Below are 15,934 nucleotides of genomic sequence, written 5' to 3'. Positions count from 1 at the left end.
AGGGAACAACAAAAAGGCGGGCCCACACAACGGGCCACCAACGGTGATGATCCCACTCATGCAATGGAGCGCGCCGCGGAATATGCAGAAACGGGGCATAGTTAAGCCCTTGGGCGTGAGCTAAAAGGTGCAGTCAACCGTCGGAACGCAGGACGGACATGAACAGGGGCTTGAATTGGTAGGGAATGCAACATTCCGGCACAGCAACACCGCATTGCTTTCGGTGAGCAGCGTCGAAGCTCCGAGGATCGTCAGCTCCGTGGATTTCGACCGCAAGCTTGCTGTGACCCTGCGGCGGCTGAGGGTCCCCCCGAAGCTGCTTGAACGGGTCGCCGGCATCACGCACAGGCGCTGGTGGGCACCCGGGACATCGTTCGACGACGCCGCCATCGAGGCAGGCGCAAAGGCCCTGGCCGAGTCCGGCATAGGAGCGTCCGAGATTGGACTGTTGATCAACACCTCCGTTACGCGGCGCAACCTCGAACCGTCCGTCGCGGTGAAGATCCACCACGGGCTAAGCCTGCCGTCGTCGGCCATGAACTTCGATCTGGCCAACGCCTGCCTCGGCTTCGTCAACGGCATGACGCTGGCGGCCAACATGATCGACTCCGGCCAGATCAAGTACGCGATGATCGTCAACGGTGAGGATGCCCAGGCAACGCAGGAGGCCACCCTGGCCCGGCTGCAGCGGCCCGAGACGACCCGCGAGGACTTTAACCGCGAGTTCGCCACCCTTACCCTCGGCTCCGGAGCCGCTGCGGCCGTCCTGGGCCCGGCGGACCTGCACCCGGGGGCGCACCGGATCCTCGGCGGCGTGATGCGCGCCGGCACCGAGCACCATGAACTGTGTGTGGGCGGCATCGACGGCATGGCCACCGACACCAGGGGCCTGCTCGACGGCGGCCTGCAGCTCGTGGTCGACGCTTGGCACGAGGCCCAGCCGGAGTGGAACTGGGCCTCGATGGACCGGTACGTCACGCACCAGGTGAGCAATGCCTATACCCAGGCCATCATCGAAGCCATTGACCTGGATCCGGACAAGGTGCCGATCACGTTCCCGCACTGGGGCAACGTGGGCCCGGCCTCCCTCCCCATGACCCTCGCGGCCGAAGCGCAGACTCTCGGGGCCGGGGACCGCGTGCTGTGCATGGGCGTCGGGTCCGGTCTGAACACCGCTATGGTGGAAATCGTTTGGTAGCCGCCGACTGGCCCGGCGTCGACCCCGAGTGGTCGCGGGACATCGATGTGGCGTCGACCTCCGCCGTGGACGGGCCCGGAACCGTGCGCCGCTGGCACGTGCTCGACAACCGTGCCCAGCTCTCGCGCCGCGGCCTGACCCCTGCCGGCACCCTGCTGTGCGTGCACGGTAACCCGACGTGGTCCTACCTGTGGCGGACCCTGCTGGCCGCCGGCTCCGACCCCGCACAACCGTGGCGGGTGGTGGCCGTGGACCAGCTGGATATGGGCTTCTCCGAGCGCACCGGTTCGTTCCGGCGCTTGGCGGACCGGATCAACGACCTCGGCGACCTCACCGCCGCGCTCGGACTCGTCGGGCCGGTGGTCACCGTCGGCCACGACTGGGGCGGCGTGATCAGCCTCGGCTGGGCCGTGGCACATCCGCAGCAGCTCGCCGGGGTGGTGCTGACCAACACCGCCGTCCACCAGCCCTCCGGCTCCCGCATCCCGCCGGCGCTGCGGCTTGCCCTGCACCCTGCGGTGCACCGCTGGGGAACGACGACGTCGGACACCTTCCTGCGCGTGACGCATTCCCTGGCCCGCCCGCCGCTCGCCGCCGATGTCCGCAGCGCCTTCATGGCCCCCTACCGCGGCGCCGACCGCCGCGCCGGCGTGGGGAACTTCGTCGCGGACATTCCCGCAGACGCGTCCCACCCCAGCTTCCCGGCCCTAAACCGCGTCGCAGAAGGCCTGCGCGGGTTGAGGGTTCCGGTTTTGATGCTCTGGGGCCCGCGGGACCCGATCTTTTCCGACCGGTACCTCAAGGACCTCGTCAGCCGGCTGCCGGACGCGAAAGTGCACCGCTTCGAGGGTGCCGGCCACCTGGTCGCGGAAGACCGGGACATCGCCGCCCCCGTCTTCGAGTGGCTTGCCGGGCTCGGCCGGGACAGCGGAGCGGGCCTTCAGCGGACGGACGCCCCGGCCGACGGCTCCACGCTCGAGGACGGGGCCGATCCCCTGGTGCCCGTCGCCGAGGTCCCGCCCTTCTGGGCGCCGCTCACCGCACTGGCGGCCGGACCTGGCGGCGGAGACACTGCCGTCGCGGAAATGGCCGCTGATGGCAGCGTTTCCCGCGCGCTCAGCTGGCGGGAGCTGGAACAGGACATTGCGGCCCTCACGGCAGGACTGCAGACAGCCGGTGTAGGGAACCACAGCCGGGTGAGCCTGATGGTGCCTCCGGGCGTGGATTTGACCGTGGTCCTCTACGCCTGCCTGCGGCTGGGCGCGGTGGTGGTCGTGGCCGACGCCGGCCTGGGCGCCCGCGGCCTGAGCCGCGCCGTGAAAGGCGCCACCCCGGATTTCCTCATCGGAATCGACAAGGCGCTGGCGGCCGCCTCGATGCTCGGCTGGCCGGGACGGCGCATTAGTGTACGGGACCTGCCGGCCACCCGCCGCCGCCTCCTCGGCGTCGAAACCTCCCTCACCGCCCTCGCCCGCCGCGGAGCCAGCCTCAGCCCGGAACACCCTTGCCGGGGTCCGGCCCTGGCCTCCGACGCGGACGCCCCCGCCGCCGTGCTCTTCACCTCCGGCTCCACCGGTCCCGCCAAGGGAGTGCTCTACACCCACCGGCAGCTTGCCGCGATGCGGGATACCGTGGCCGCGACGCTCGGGATCCGCCCGGGCGCCCGCCTGGTGGCGGGCTTCGCGCCGTTCGCCCTGCTGGGACCGGCGCTCGGAGCAGTCTCGGTGACGCCCGCCATGGACGTCACCGCGCCCCGCACCCTGACGGCCCGGGCGCTGGCGGCCGCCGCCGCGGCGATCGACGCCACGGTGGTCTTCGCCTCGCCCGCGGCCCTCCGCAACGTCCTCGCGACCCGGGGCGGTCTGGACCGGCCCGGGCACGAGGCCATGGGACGCGTGGAGCTGCTGCTCTCCGCCGGCGCCCCCGTCCCCGAATCCCTCCTCGCGGAGATGCAGCGGCTGCTCCCCCGGGCTTCCCTGCACACCCCGTACGGGATGACGGAGGCGCTGCCCGTCACCGACATCAGCCTCGAACAGATCCGCGCCGCCGGGGCCGACGCCGCCGCCGGCACCATGGCGGGCGCCGGCAACGGCGTGTGCGTCGGCCAGCCGGTGCACGGCGCCCGCGTAGCCATCATCCCGCTCGCCGTCGACGGCACCGCAGCCGGGAACCACCCCGGCACGGAGACGGGAGTGACCGGCGAGATCCTCGTCAGCGCCCCGCACGTGAAGGAAACCTACGACAGGCTCTGGCTGACCCAACGCGAAAGCGCCCGCACCCCCGGATGGCACCGCACCGGCGACGTCGGGCACCTCGACGCGGCTGGCCGGCTCTGGGTCGAGGGACGCCTCGCACACGTCGTGACGGCGCCGGGCACCGTAGTGACGCCAGTGGGCGCCGAGCAGGCCATCGAACGACTGGACGACGTCGGCCGGGCCGGTGTCGTCGGGGTCGGCCCGTCCGGCACCCAGGCCGTCGTCGCCGTCGTCGAGACTGTACCTCCCGCCCGCCGGGCCGGCCCCGCCGCGCCGCAGCTCGCCGGGCGGGTAAGGAACGCGGCCCGTCAGGCCGGCGTCAGCATCTCCGCCGTGCTCGTCGTCCCCTCCCAGCCGACCGACATCCGCCACAACGCCAAGATCGACAGGACCCGCCTGTCGCGGTGGGCTTCGGCTGTGCTGGCCGGCGGCCGGCCGGGCAGGCCATGAGGGTCCTCGTCACCGGCGCAAGCGGCCTGCTCGGTCGTGTTGTGGCCCGGCTGTTGGTGAGCCAAGGCCACGCCGTCACCACGTTCCAGCGCCGCCCCTCAGGCGTCGGTGGCGCCGCTGACCTCCTGGGGTCCATCGCGGACGGACTCGCCGTCCGTCGCGCCGTCGCCGGCGCCGAGGGCGTCATCCATCTGGCCGCGAAGGTCTCCTTCACCGGCCACGCCGCGGATTTCGACGAGGTGAATGTCGAAGGCACCCGCCGCCTGCTCCGTGCGGCCCGCGAGGCCGGCGTGCGGGACGTGGTGTTCGTCTCCTCCCCGTCCGTGGCCAACTCCGGGGCCGCCATCGCCGGGCTGGGCGCCGAGCCAGCGGACCCGGCCCGCGCGCACGGCGATTACTCCCGCACCAAGGCCGAGGCCGAACTGCTGGCTTTGGCCGCAGACGTACCGGATTTCCGGGTCGCGGCAGTGCGCCCGCACATCGTCTGGGGCCCCGGCGACACGCAACTGGTGGAACGGGTGCTGGAACGCGCCGGCCGCGGCCGCCTGCCGCTGCTCGACGCCGGTGCAGCCCTGATCGACACCACCTACGTGGACAACGCGGCCTCGGCCATCGTCGCCGCGCTACATCGCCTGGAGCACATCCACGGCCGGGCGCTCGTCGTCAGCAACGGCGAACCCCGCCCGGTTGGCGAGCTGTTGGCGGGCATCTGCGCCGCCGGGGGCGTCCCCGCGCCGTCGTGGACGGTGCCGGGCAGCCTCGCGCGTGCTGCAGGATCGGTCGTGGAGAAAGTGTGGACCCGGTCCGGCCGGGCAGATGAGCCGCCGATGACCAGGTTCCTCGCCGAGCAGCTCTCCATGTCCCACTGGTTCGACCAGCGAGACACCCGCAAACTCCTCAACTGGACCCCCGCCGTCTCGCTTGACGAGGGCCTGGTCAGGCTGGCCGAGTACTACGGTTGAAATCTGCCGTCAATGGACCGGACATGCCCAATGTCGCCCGTTTGATGTGCGTTTCCTCAGTGCAACTGCAGATCCACGCCGAGCCCCGCGCCGCCGGCTTCTTGGACACCACGGAGCACGGGAACACTTACCGACCACTATCGGCAGCGGTTTGGTCCGAGATCGCCACGACCCTCCTCCTCGGCACCGCCTGCGCACCGGCCCCAAATCCGGCCCGAACCGGGCCAATTTGACCCGATCCGGAGCCGACGGTGTGCACACGGTGCACACCCCTTTCCGTCTTACGGCAGCGAGCCAAACCGGGCATCCCTCGTCTCCTGGCGCCCCATCAGGTGGCGCTGAAACAAGTCTGGATCTTCACCGCAACGGGCAGTCCTGGCGGTTGCCATACGGACCAGAGGCTGGGAGCGGTCCTAATCCTGTGAAGATGCCGTACTGGACTCGGCGGCCGACTCGGGTTCTATGGTCGGGTGAGCGGTGGTCTTGTTGTCTGAGGCGGGCATCGCGAAAACGGCGACGACTGTGAGTACGGCACCGGCCAGTACGGCCAGGAAAACGGCCCCGGAGGCCGAGACGACTGTGTGCGGATCCGTATTGCCGCCCGGAGTGCCTGCGTAGATCGCATTGGCAACCGCCCCGAAAACCGCGACACCGATGGAACTGCCGATCGACCGCGCGAAAAGATTGGTACCGGTGACAACTCCGCGCTCATTCCAGTCGACGCTGGACTGGGCGGCGATGAGGCTCGGGGTGGCTACCAGCCCGAGGCCGAGCCCTACGATGAAGCAACTCGCCGCCACCAGGAGAACGTTGGGTGCAGACGCGGTGAGGGCAAGCACTGCTGTACCGGTGACCGTGATAGTAATGCCGATCATCGCGGTCTTGCGGAACCCCATCCGAAGATAGAACCGGCCCGATTGGGACGCACTGATCGGCCAGCCGATCGTCAACGCTGCCAGCGCGAGGCCGGCCAGGATCGGGGAGGTCGAGAGGGCTCCTTCGAGGAATGTGGGAACGTAAGAGGTGAGGCCAAGCATGACCGCTCCAACGCCAAAGGAGATCAGTGCCGTCGTCGCCAGCAGCCGCCGGGAGACGACCCACGGCGGCAGGACGGGCTCGGCGGCCCTCCGCTCGACGAGGATGAACGCGGCGAACAAGAGTGCCCCGCCGGCGAACACCGCAACGCTCATGGCGGAGGTCCAGCCCCACGCCTGGCCGCCTTCGAGGGCCCCAAGAATGATCAGGGTCAGCGAGACAGTCAGCAGGCCTGCCCCCAGATAGTCGACCCGGTGCCTGGCGCGCTCGACTTTCTCATGGAACGTTCGGAGCAGCATCCACCCTGCGAGGAGGCAAAGTGGGATGTTCACGAGGAAGATCCCACGCCAAATTCCCAGTGCGGAAAACACGCCCCCGAGCGTCGGGCCAACGACGGAGGACACGGCCCACACGCTCGCAAGGTAGCCTTGCACCTTCGCCCGCTCAGTCAACGTATAGATATCGCCGGCGATCGTGATCGCCATCGGCTGGACTGCTCCCGCGCCCAGGCCCTGCAGCACACGGAACGCGATGAGGGCCGGCATGCTCCAGGCCACTCCGCAGAGGATCGAACCGAGCAGGAACAGCCCGATACCGATCAGGATGATCGGTTTACGGCCGACGACGTCGGAGAGCTTCGCGTAGACGGGCACGGACACGGCCTGCGCCAACAGGTAGGCAGAAAAGAGCCATGGAAAGGACGCGAACCCTCCAATGTCATGCACGATCGACGGCACGGCCGTGGCGACGATCGTCGAATCGATCGCCACCAGCCCCGTCGAGAGCATCAGGGAAATCAGTATAGGTCCGCGCTTCGAGCGGAAGCCGACTCCCTCTGCAGGCATTGTCGTCACGTAATCTCATTCCCGTCGTCATCCAAGAGCGCTGCGCGCAGACCCAGTCCGGTTCCAGCTGCATAACTGCTTGATTCAAGGAAATAGTCCCGGACCCCGCCGGGAATTCCACGGATGGCGGGCGTCCCTTTCGACCGTGACGGGCAATACGCCGGGGAAGACCCAGCGGCGCCCCATCAAAGCGGCGCTCGAGGTCCTCGGCGCCGCCTGGGCGCTGCTGGTTCTGCGCGACGTGGCCTTTGGCAACCGGCGCCGCTTCAGGGAACTGCTGGCCAAGTCGGAGGAAGGCAACGCCTCCAACATCCCCGCCGGCCGCTTGGAGCACCTCGTGGCTTCACCGGGCCCCTTGCATCCACCGCCATGGACCTTCACTCATTCGGCGGTGCCCGTCTTCGCGGCGTATGCGGTGGCTTGGGCCCGCACCCGGCGAACGTAGGGATCGGACTGGTTGTACGAGTAGATGGCATCGGTCCACCCTTGCGCGGTTGAGAGGTCACGGCCGTGCGCGCACAGATAGGTCGCCGCGCTGAGGGCGGCATCGTCGATATTGAACGGGTCCGCCGTTCCGTCCCCGTTCCCGTCCCGCCCTACAAGCTGCCAGGTGGAGGGAATGAACTGCATGGGTCCGACGGCGTGGTCCCAGCGGGCGTCACCGTCCAGGACACCCGCATCCGTATCGGCGATGGCGGCGAATCCGGCGCCATCGAGACTCGGGCCCACGATTGGGCCGCTCGCCTGCCCTGCAGCGCTAAGGCTGCCGCCGCCATAAGTTCCGTGCGCGGATTCGACGAAGCCGACAGCCGCCACGGTGTTCCAGCCGATCCCGCACATCGGAGCGGAGTCGTTGGCCGTGGCTGCCGCAGCAACGTAGGCCCGGAGCGCGCGGGCAGGGATCCCGGTCTGCGCTGCAGCCCGGGTCAGCCACTGGGCATCCGGGCTCCGGGTTACGTTCACGGCGGTGGTCATGCCGGTGGAGAGCATTTCAAGTTTCGCCCCCGCCCGCGGCGGTGGAGAAAGGGCCCCAAGGGCGTCTGCGCCGGGCTGCCGGGTTGCCCAGAACGAGAATGCGGTGATGACGCAAATCGCGAACAGGCTGGAAACCATAAGGCGTTTTAGACGGAGCACGGACTAATCAAACCATCCAAGCTCCGTGACCGGTTGACGAAACGGTTCTCATCGGACCAAGTCGGGTCGGTCGCGGGTGCTTTGGCCGGCCGCGCGGACCTGATACCAAACGCTCTATAAGCACCACGGCATCCCACCGTTCCCTTGTCCCGCTACCTCCGACAGCTTTGCGGCGTATGGGGCCGCTTGCGGTGAACGGTCATTTTTTCTCCTTGACCGCGGCCACTGTCTTTTCGCGCTGGGTGGCCGTCCAACTGGCGAGGACTTTCAGCGCGTCCTCGGAGGGTGTCCCCGGGTCTGCCGTGTACACGTTGATGCGCAGTCCCGGGTCGCCGGGCAGTTCAAGCGCTTCGAAGCTTAGGTCAAGATCCCCGACGACCGGGTGGTGGAGCCGCTTCCGGCCGGTCCGGTGGTACTTCACGTCGTGCCGTGCCCACCGGGTGCGGAACTCCTCGCTGCGGGTTGAGAGTTCACCGATCAGGTCTGTGAGGTCCTTGTCGTACGGGTTCTTTCCGGCTGTGGAGCGCAGGACTGCGACGATGTCATCCGCTGCGCGTTCCCAATCGGCGAAGAACTCCCGCGCTTTCGGGTTCAGGAAGGTGAAGCGTGCGCTGTTCGGCGGGGTGACCCGCTCTGCCATCATGTCCAGATAGAGCGCCCGGCCCAGTTCGTTGGCGGCGAGGACATCCCCGCGGTCGTTGCGGACCCAGGCCGGGGCCGTCGTGATTGCATCGATGACTCGTTGCACGCTCGGCCGCACAGTCTGGGGGCTGCGCTTGCGCCGCACCCGCGGGGAGGCGGTGGCGGCGCGGGCCAGGTCAAAAAGGTGGGCCGTTTCGGCGTCGTCGAGCTTCAATGCACGACCCAAGGCTTCCAGGACACTGTCCGAGGCGCCGGAGAGGTTTCCCCGCTCCAGGCGGACGTAGTAATCGACGCTCATCCCGGCGAGCATCGCCACCTCCTCGCGGCGCAGCCCGGTAACGCGCCGGTTGCCGCCGTAGACCGGGAGGCCGGCCTCCTCGGGCGTCACCCTTGCACGGCGGGAGGTCAGGAATTTCCGCACGTCGTCGCTGTGTGTCATGGCCTCCACGCTACGCCGCCGCCCCGGAACGAGGGAGGGACTGGCAGTACCCGGAACGACAGTGACTCCCGGCCCCTACGAAATCACGGTTGCATGGAAATCATGAACCCTGCACCGACAACCGCTGCCCATTCGACCGCGATCCTGGCGATTATCCTCGCCAGCTACTTCATGATCCTGCTGGACAACTCCGTCATCTTCACCGCCCTGCCGAGCCTGCAGGCAGATCTGCGACTGAGCACCGGCGAGCTTTCCTGGGTGCAGGACGCCTACACGCTGGTCTTCGGCGGTCTGCTCCTGCTCGGCGCCCGGGCAGGTGACCTCCTCGGGCGGCGGCGCGTCTTCGTGTTCGGGCTGGTGGTGTTCTCGATCGCGTCCCTGCTCATCGGGCTGGCCCCGGCAGGTTGGTGGGCGATCGCCGGCCGGGGGGTCCAGGGTATCGGGGCGGCGATTGTGGCACCTGCTTCGCTGTCTCTGCTCACCGCGAGCTTCCCGGAGGGCCGTGAGCGGACCCGGGCCGTCGCTTTGTATGGTGCGACCGCAGGCATCGGCGCCAGCCTTGGCCTGGTCATCGGCGGGGCACTGGCCCACTGGATCTCCTGGCGGGCAGGGTTCTTCGTCAACGTACCCATCGACGCCGCGATGATCGCCCTCGCACCGCGGTTCCTCCCGGAAACAGGCCGGGCCCGTGGCCGCTTCGACGTCTTCGGCGCGCTCAGCGCCACCCTCGGTGTCGGCGCGCTCGTGTTCGGCATCATCAACACCACCGACGCCGGTTGGGACTCGCCGGTTACGCTCACAGCCGTCAGCGCCGGCGTCGCACTCCTGATCGTCTTCGTGCTAATTGAACGCAGGGCCACCCAGCCCATCATGCCCTTGCGCCTGTTCAGGAGCCGCCGCCGCACCGGCGCCTACGTGGCGCGCTTCCTTTACCTGGGCGCGATGATCGGATTCTTCTTCTTCACCACCCAGTTCCTGCAGGAAGTGCTCGGCTTCGACCCGCTGCAGGCCGGTCTCGGGTTCCTGCCCATGACGGCGGTCAACTTCGCCGTCGCTATGGCCATCCCGCGGCTGGTGGGGCGGATGCCCGGCTCGGTTGCCCTCTTGGCCGGGATCCTGCTGACCCTCGCCGGGATGTTCTGGCTCAGCCGGGTGGGGGTCGATTCCGTGTACTGGACGGACGTGGCTTTGCCGATGGTCCTTATCGGAGCCGGTCAGGGCTTGGCTTTTGCGCCCCTTACCTCGTTCGGTATCGTCGGTGCGCCCGCGGCCGACGCCGGCGCGGCATCGGGCCTGGTAAACACCTTCCACCAAGTAGGCACCTGCCTGGGACTCGGCATTGCGGTCGCGGCCGCAGCCACCGTCCCTTCCGGGCCGGTTGCGGCACGCCTGGCCGCGCAGGTCAGCGCCGCGCTTACAACTGGCAGCTTCCTCCTGCTCCTGGCTCTGGCAGTCGCCGCGGCGCTCATCCTGCCCGCAGAATTGGCCGAGCGACGCACTGGGGCGCTGCTTGCGGCGCGGCCCGTGGCCTTGGCCGGGACCGCCCGCTGAACCACCAACCCCGCAGAGGGGTTCTGTCGGTACCCTGATCAGCCGTGACTCCCAAGAAGTGCGTGACCGGTGTTGACTGGAAACTGGCCGATAACCGACTAAGGAATCTCAACATGCGAGCAACACTGATGTTCGGCGCCGGGGACGTGCGCGTCGAAACCGTCCCCAACCCCGCCATTCAGGAGCCCACCGACGCCATCGTGCGCGTCGTCGCCGGCTGCATCTGCGGCAGCGACCTGTGGCCCTACGCCTCCAGGCCGGAGTCCGCTGAAGGATCACGCATGGGCCACGAATTCGTCGGCATCGTCGAAGAACTCGGCTCCGAGGTTACCGGCCCGGCGATCGAGATGGCTATCGCCGTCGTCCGTGACGGCGGCGTCATCAGCCGTGTCGGTGCACCGCAGTTCACCGAAGTTCCGCTCGGCTTCCCCGAGTTCATGCGCAACATCACCCTCACCGGAGGCGTCGCACCCGCTCGCGCATACATCGAGGAACTGCTGCCTCTCGTGCTCAACGGAACCATCGACCCGGGCAAGGTCTTCGACCGCACCATCGGCATGGACGACAATCCTGCCGGCTATCAGGCCATGGCCGCCCGCGAAGCGCTCAAAGTACTCGTACGCCCGTAACGACAGAATCAGGATCACATGGACATCACACTTAACAACGGGGTCATCATGCCCGCCATCGGGCTCGGCGTCTTCCAAAGCGCTCCCGAGCAGACCACGGCAGCGGTCGAAGCCGCGCTTGCCACCGGCTACCGGCACATCGACACTGCCGCCGCGTACGGCAACGAGCGGGAGGTCGGCGAAGGCATCCGCCGTTCCGGCGTCGATCGTTCGGACGTCTTCGTTGAGACCAAGGTCTGGGTCAGTGACTACGGCTACGACCAGGCCCTGCACGCCTGGGACAAAGCAGCAGGAAAACTCGGCGTCGACTACCTGGACCTGCTCATCCTGCACCAGCCCGCCCCTGACCGGTTCGAGAAAACCATCGCCGCGTACAAGGCCCTGCAGACGCTGCTTGCTGACGGGCGGGTGCGGGCGATCGGCGTCAGCAACTTCATGCCCCACCACCTGGAGCAGCTGCTCGACGCAACCGACGTTGTCCCGGCCGTGAACCAGATCGAACTGCACCCTTACTTCACGCAGCCCGCTGTCCAGGCAGCCGACGCCGCTAACGCCATCATCACGCAGGCCTGGTCACCGATCGGCGGCATCACCTTCTATCCCGGCTGGGGCGAGAAGCGGAAGAACGTCATGCAGGACCCCGACATCGCCGCGATCGCTGAGACGCACGGCAAGAGCCCGGCGCAGGTCATGCTCCGGTGGCACCTGCAGGAGGGCCGCTCCGCCATCCCGAAATCAACCAACCCGGCACGCATCGCCGAAAACTTCGCCGTCTTCAACTTTGAACTCAGTACCGACGAACTCACCGCCATCGACTCGCTCGACACCGGCGTCCGCAACGGACCGGACCCCGACGAGGCCCGCGAGGAGCGCTTCGCCCTGGTCATCCCCGAAGCGTAAGGCAGAGAGAAGGAACCACTATGGAATAGCGTCCCCTTGGCCGCACCGGTGTGCAGGTCAGCCCCTTGTGGCAGGAAAGTCCCACGAAGTTCGGGCCAGCGGACAACTACAGATTTGAAACCGAAAGTAAGGATCATCATGACTGACCATCCCAAACAGCTCGGAGGCGGCCGAAAAATGTTCGGTGACTTCGCCCCGAAGCTTGCCGAGCTCACCGACGACGTACTCTTCGAGGACGTCTGGAACCGGCCCGAACTGAGCGCCCGCGATCGCAGCCTCATCACGGTAGCCGTGCTCACCTCTGGCGGAAACACCGAGCAGTTGGGCTTCCATCTCGGCCGCGCGATCGAAAACGGTGTGACCCAGGAGGAGCTCATTGAAGCCATCACCCATGTCACGCTCTACGCCGGCTGGCCCAAGGGCATGTCTGCGATGGGCGTCGCCAAGCAACTCTTCACAGACAACAAGTAAGGACTTCATGAACATCGAACCCAATGTGCCGACAACCAAAAACCCGCCAGCCCAATTCGCCGGCGACGTGTGGCTGGATCCCATCGCGCTGCCCCATGAGAGCGACCAGACGATGGTTGTCGCGACCGTCCGCTTCGCGCCCGGAGCACGTACTGCCTGGCACTCCCACCGGCACGGCCAGTACCTGCGCGTCACCCAAGGCGTAGGCCGTTTCGGTACCCGGGACGGAAAGATCATCGAAGTCCACCCGGGCCAGACGGTCTACACCCCACCCGGTGAGGAGCACTGGCACGCCGCCGCCCCCGGCTGCTTCATGGAACACATTGCCATGCTCCAAAACGGGGAAGACCCGTCAAAGACCACCACTTGGAACGAGCACATCACAGACGACGAGTACAACGGCCTCTAACCAGCGCATGAGGTGTACCACTGCTCAGAGGCACCTCAGGTAATCCCGAAGGGGCTCTCTTGGGTCAGGCGGTGGCCGCCCTCATCGGATGTGCCGCAACCGTCGCCGAGAATCCCACAGTCCTGCACATCCCTGGGAAAGTCGCCATGCACGTCGGACTATTTGAGGATTGTTCGGTAAATGCCTGTATGGTCCAGGTCGCCGTCGCCGGTTGCGATCATGTCCTCGAATGCGCTTTGGAGACATTTGGCCAACGGGAGTTTCAATCCCGTATGCCCGGCAAGGTCTGTGATGAAGCGGAGGTCTTTGAGCTGATTTTTCGCTGAGCCGCCACCTTCAAAGTCCTGGTCAATCCATCGTTGCCCTTTTTGGGCAAGCACTTCGGAATTGGCGAGACCTCCGGCAAGTATGGATTGGACTTTCTCCAGGTCGAGGCGGGCAGTGCTCGCCAGGGCCATTGCCTCGGCCAAAGCCGTCACGGTGGCGGCTACGACGATCTGGTTGCATGCCTTCACCGTTGACCCGGCACCGGTCTCGCCGAACCACACGACGGTCGAGCCATACAATTCGAACAGTCGTGTGAGGCGTTCCACCGCGCCGGGAGGACCGCCGACCATGATGCTCAGCCTGCCCTCCTTGGCACCGATGGTGCCGCCGCTGAGGGGTGCGTCCACGACGGTCACTCCCCAGTTGCGCCGGCAGCCGTCAGCGAACTCCGCAACCGCCACCGGGGATACCGTCCCGTGAATCACGAGGATTGGACGCTCTATGCCGGCGGTCTTCCACCCGGCCAGCAGCCCGTCGTCACCGGGAAGAAGGGCTGCCACCTGCGGCAGGTCGGGCAATACAGTCAGCACCACCTCACTGGCCGCGGCCGCCGGGGTGGCCACGACCGTGCCCCCGCCAACTGCGTGGGCCTTGGTCGCCGTGCGGTTCCAGAGCGCCAGAGGCACCCCCGCGGCGATGATGTTGCCGGCGATCGGGGCGCCCATGGGACCCGTTCCCAGTAGGGCCACGGACGCGGGCAGTCCGGAGAAAGAATCGTCCATTGTTGTCGCGCTCCTGGGTTAGAAGGGGATGAGCCCGGCGAGGGCGGGGAGGAAGGTGCTGAACCAGGGAACGGCGGCAAGTACAAGGAGCCCGATGAACAGGGCGATCAGGTATGGCCAGAAATTTTTGAGGCTGTTTTCGACTGTTTCGCGAGCGGTGGCGCAGGCGACGTAGAAGCCGACGCCCGCGGGGGGTGCGAAGGAGCCGATGCCCATGGAGATGATGAGCACCATCGCATACTGCACGGGGTTGACGCCAAAGTCGGTGGCGATCGGCAGCAGCAACGGAGCAAAGATGAGCACTGCGGGCAGGCCTTCGAGCAACTGGCCCATGATGGTGAGCAGGATCACAGTGAAGAGCATGAACAGGATTGGGGAGTCGCCGAGTCCGGACATGAGGTCGTGGATCTGCTGTGAGACGCCGGCGAGGGCGAGGGTCTGGGCTAGGGGCGACGCGGCGGCGATGATGAAGAGCACCATGCCCGCTGTCGTCGTGGTTTCGCGCAGGGTGTCCCCGAGGAGTTTCTTGCTGCCCCGCCGGTATGCGGCGACCAGGACGAATGCGTAAGCCACGGCTACGGAGGAGACCTCCGTAGGCGTCGCGAAGCCGCTGAGGATTCCCACCACCATCCCGACCGGAAGGAGGAGGGTGGGCAGGGCGAAGAAGGTTGCTGAACCGCGTGCCCGCCAGGTGGTCTTGGGGCTGGCGACGCCGCCCTGCTTGCGGGCCCGCAGGAAGACGAGGGCCATGACGACGAGGGCGAGGAACGCCGCGGGAAGGAAGCCTGCCAGGAACAGGGTGGTAGTCGAGATGGTGGTGATGGAGCCGAGGACGAGCAGCACGATGCTGGGCGGGATGGTTTCGCCCATGATGGCCGAGGCGGACAGGACAGCGACCACCTCGCCGCGCGGATATTTGCGCTCTTCGAGCATGCCTCGCATGGTGGTGCCGACGGCGGCGACGTCGGCGACTTTGGAGCCGGAGATGCCGGAGAAGATGTACATGGTGACCACAACCACCTGCAGCAGGCCGCCGCGCAGGTGCCCGATGAGGGCGTCGACGAGCTTGGCCAGCGGCAGGGTCAGGCCGGCGGAGTTCATGATCGTTCCGGCGAGGATGAAGAACGGGATCGCCAGGAGCACGAAGCCCTTTGCCCCGGAAGCCATGCCGATCGGAATGGCGCTGACATCGGAAATGCCGCCGAGGTACAGATAGATCCCCGAGGCCAGTGCCAGGACAAACGCGATGGGCAGGCCAAGGAAGAGCAGCAGGAACAGGACCGCGAGCACCACTCCCAGGAGCACGTTCGGCGATGCGTAGTAGAACAAGGGCGGGGCCAGCACGACGACGGCGACCATTGCCGCGGCGATCCCGGCGGCGGTCAGGACGGCCCGGCGTTCCTGGCGCCAGAGTTTGATAAGGGCAAACCACGCGATGAGCACCATGCCGGTGGAGAACGGCAGGGAAACCCAGAACACCGGCAGCTGCAGGATGGGCGTCCTCTCGTCGATCTGCTGGGCCAGGGTGGGCACGAAGAGCGCGAATGCCCCCGCGCTCATGACAAAGACGAGCCAGTCGACCAGGGCAGCCAGATAGGGCTTCCACGCCGCGGGCAGCCGCATGATCAGGGCCTGCACCGACATGTGTGCGCCCTTGGGGTACGCGATGGCTCCGCCGAGGAAGGCAATGGTCAGGAGCGCAATTTCTGACACTTCCTGCGTCCACAGCACCGAATCACCGGTGATGAGCCTGACCATGATGTTCAGCAGGATGACGACAAGTTCGGCGAGGATTGCCGCGCCCACGGTCCATTCAAGGACCTTGTCGAGCCCGACGGCGCCGCTCCAGCCTGGCCGGACGTGATCGTGATGCAGAATCTCTTCCGCGTCAGAGGGAATGACCTCCTCGAGTTCCTCGGGAGCGAGCGTGCGTTTCATGTTCTTCCAGACTGTCGACATTGAGAG

The 15,934-nt window shown here is 67.1% G+C and carries 14 protein-coding genes; 9 read left to right on the top strand and 5 right to left on the bottom strand.

The window, feature by feature from the left end:
• The first annotated feature begins 175 nt into the window (after positions 1-175).
• From AC1DES_RS16140 to AC1DES_RS16130, 3 genes are read left to right on the top strand one after another with little or no spacing between them, the layout of a single operon-like run.
• Positions 176-1,198: a 3-oxoacyl-ACP synthase III gene (locus tag AC1DES_RS16140; protein ID WP_476896718.1), complete on the top strand. Its 1,023-nt coding sequence runs from the start codon at positions 176-178 to the stop codon at positions 1,196-1,198.
• Complete coding sequence (locus AC1DES_RS16135; protein WP_476896717.1) at positions 1,192-3,903, top strand: alpha/beta fold hydrolase; 2,712 nt, start codon at positions 1,192-1,194, stop codon at positions 3,901-3,903. Before AC1DES_RS16140 ends, AC1DES_RS16135 begins: the two co-directional genes overlap by 7 nt.
• Positions 3,900-4,865: an NAD-dependent epimerase/dehydratase family protein gene (locus AC1DES_RS16130; protein WP_476896716.1), complete on the top strand. Its 966-nt coding sequence runs from the start codon at positions 3,900-3,902 to the stop codon at positions 4,863-4,865. Before AC1DES_RS16135 ends, AC1DES_RS16130 begins: the two co-directional genes overlap by 4 nt.
• A gap of 413 nt (positions 4,866-5,278) precedes the next feature.
• Here the strand turns inward: AC1DES_RS16130 and AC1DES_RS16125 are convergent, their stop codons facing one another.
• Positions 5,279-6,745, bottom strand: coding sequence for an MFS transporter (locus tag AC1DES_RS16125; protein WP_476896746.1), 1,467 nt, complete (start codon positions 6,743-6,745; stop codon positions 5,279-5,281).
• A 145-nt stretch (positions 6,746-6,890) separates the two neighbouring features.
• Between AC1DES_RS16125 and AC1DES_RS16120 the strand changes: the two genes are divergently transcribed.
• The gene (locus tag AC1DES_RS16120) at positions 6,891-7,190 is read left to right on the top strand and encodes a hypothetical protein (RefSeq protein ID WP_476896715.1); all 300 of its coding nucleotides are present in this window, start codon (positions 6,891-6,893) and stop codon (positions 7,188-7,190) included.
• Here the strand turns inward: AC1DES_RS16120 and AC1DES_RS16115 are convergent.
• Positions 7,127-7,858: a lytic transglycosylase domain-containing protein gene (locus AC1DES_RS16115; RefSeq protein WP_476896714.1), complete on the bottom strand. Its 732-nt coding sequence runs from the start codon at positions 7,856-7,858 to the stop codon at positions 7,127-7,129. The two genes, AC1DES_RS16120 and AC1DES_RS16115, sit on opposite strands and share 64 nt — an antisense overlap.
• Positions 7,859-8,078: 220 nt before the next feature.
• Positions 8,079-8,960, bottom strand: a complete 882-nt coding sequence (locus AC1DES_RS16110) for a helix-turn-helix transcriptional regulator (RefSeq protein ID WP_476896713.1) — start codon at positions 8,958-8,960, stop codon at positions 8,079-8,081.
• 102 nt (positions 8,961-9,062) lie between these two features.
• Here AC1DES_RS16110 and AC1DES_RS16105 point away from each other — a divergent pair, with 102 nt between their 5' ends.
• From AC1DES_RS16105 to AC1DES_RS16085, 5 genes are all read left to right on the top strand, one after another.
• Positions 9,063-10,511, top strand: a complete 1,449-nt coding sequence (locus AC1DES_RS16105; RefSeq protein WP_476896712.1) for an MFS transporter — start codon at positions 9,063-9,065, stop codon at positions 10,509-10,511.
• A 113-nt stretch (positions 10,512-10,624) separates the two neighbouring features.
• On the top strand, positions 10,625-11,140 hold the full coding sequence (locus AC1DES_RS16100; protein ID WP_476896711.1) for an alcohol dehydrogenase catalytic domain-containing protein: 516 nt from the start codon (positions 10,625-10,627) through the stop codon (positions 11,138-11,140).
• A gap of 18 nt (positions 11,141-11,158) precedes the next feature.
• The gene (locus AC1DES_RS16095) at positions 11,159-12,040 is read left to right on the top strand and encodes an aldo/keto reductase (protein WP_476896710.1); all 882 of its coding nucleotides are present in this window, start codon (positions 11,159-11,161) and stop codon (positions 12,038-12,040) included.
• A gap of 138 nt (positions 12,041-12,178) precedes the next feature.
• The gene (locus AC1DES_RS16090; protein WP_476896709.1) at positions 12,179-12,511 is read left to right on the top strand and encodes a carboxymuconolactone decarboxylase family protein; all 333 of its coding nucleotides are present in this window, start codon (positions 12,179-12,181) and stop codon (positions 12,509-12,511) included.
• A gap of 7 nt (positions 12,512-12,518) precedes the next feature.
• On the top strand, positions 12,519-12,920 hold the full coding sequence (locus AC1DES_RS16085) for a (R)-mandelonitrile lyase (protein ID WP_476896708.1): 402 nt from the start codon (positions 12,519-12,521) through the stop codon (positions 12,918-12,920).
• A 158-nt stretch (positions 12,921-13,078) separates the two neighbouring features.
• On the opposite strand, the gene AC1DES_RS16080 is transcribed toward AC1DES_RS16085, so the two are convergent.
• Together AC1DES_RS16080 and AC1DES_RS16075 are read right to left on the bottom strand one after the other, a co-directional pair.
• The gene (locus AC1DES_RS16080) at positions 13,079-13,969 is read right to left on the bottom strand and encodes an NAD(P)-dependent oxidoreductase (protein WP_476896707.1); all 891 of its coding nucleotides are present in this window, start codon (positions 13,967-13,969) and stop codon (positions 13,079-13,081) included.
• 18 nt (positions 13,970-13,987) lie between these two features.
• The gene (locus tag AC1DES_RS16075) at positions 13,988-15,928 is read right to left on the bottom strand and encodes a TRAP transporter large permease (RefSeq protein WP_476896706.1); all 1,941 of its coding nucleotides are present in this window, start codon (positions 15,926-15,928) and stop codon (positions 13,988-13,990) included.
• Positions 15,929-15,934: the final 6 nt, after the last annotated feature.

This window comes from Arthrobacter sp. 05T442, assembly GCF_056395945.1.
Note: the sequence above shows the minus strand (reverse complement) of the source record. Positions and strands in the feature narration are given on the sequence as shown.

Excerpts from the sequence above, each read along its gene's own strand:
- AC1DES_RS16130 (WP_476896716.1), top strand. The coding sequence starts at position 3,900 with ATGAGGGTCCTCGTCACCGGCGCAAGCGGCCTGCTCGGTCGTGTTGTG.
- AC1DES_RS16115 (WP_476896714.1), bottom strand. The coding sequence starts at position 7,858 with ATGGTTTCCAGCCTGTTCGCGATTTGCGTCATCACCGCATTCTCGTTC.
- AC1DES_RS16080 (WP_476896707.1), bottom strand. The coding sequence starts at position 13,969 with ATGGACGATTCTTTCTCCGGACTGCCCGCGTCCGTGGCCCTACTGGGA.
- AC1DES_RS16095 (WP_476896710.1), top strand. The coding sequence starts at position 11,159 with ATGGACATCACACTTAACAACGGGGTCATCATGCCCGCCATCGGGCTC.
- AC1DES_RS16100 (WP_476896711.1), top strand. The coding sequence starts at position 10,625 with ATGCGAGCAACACTGATGTTCGGCGCCGGGGACGTGCGCGTCGAAACC.
- AC1DES_RS16075 (WP_476896706.1), bottom strand. The coding sequence starts at position 15,928 with ATGTCGACAGTCTGGAAGAACATGAAACGCACGCTCGCTCCCGAGGAA.
- AC1DES_RS16090 (WP_476896709.1), top strand. The coding sequence starts at position 12,179 with ATGACTGACCATCCCAAACAGCTCGGAGGCGGCCGAAAAATGTTCGGT.
- AC1DES_RS16110 (WP_476896713.1), bottom strand. The coding sequence starts at position 8,960 with ATGACACACAGCGACGACGTGCGGAAATTCCTGACCTCCCGCCGTGCA.
- AC1DES_RS16105 (WP_476896712.1), top strand. The coding sequence starts at position 9,063 with ATGAACCCTGCACCGACAACCGCTGCCCATTCGACCGCGATCCTGGCG.
- AC1DES_RS16125 (WP_476896746.1), bottom strand. The coding sequence starts at position 6,745 with ATGCCTGCAGAGGGAGTCGGCTTCCGCTCGAAGCGCGGACCTATACTG.
- AC1DES_RS16085 (WP_476896708.1), top strand. The coding sequence starts at position 12,519 with ATGAACATCGAACCCAATGTGCCGACAACCAAAAACCCGCCAGCCCAA.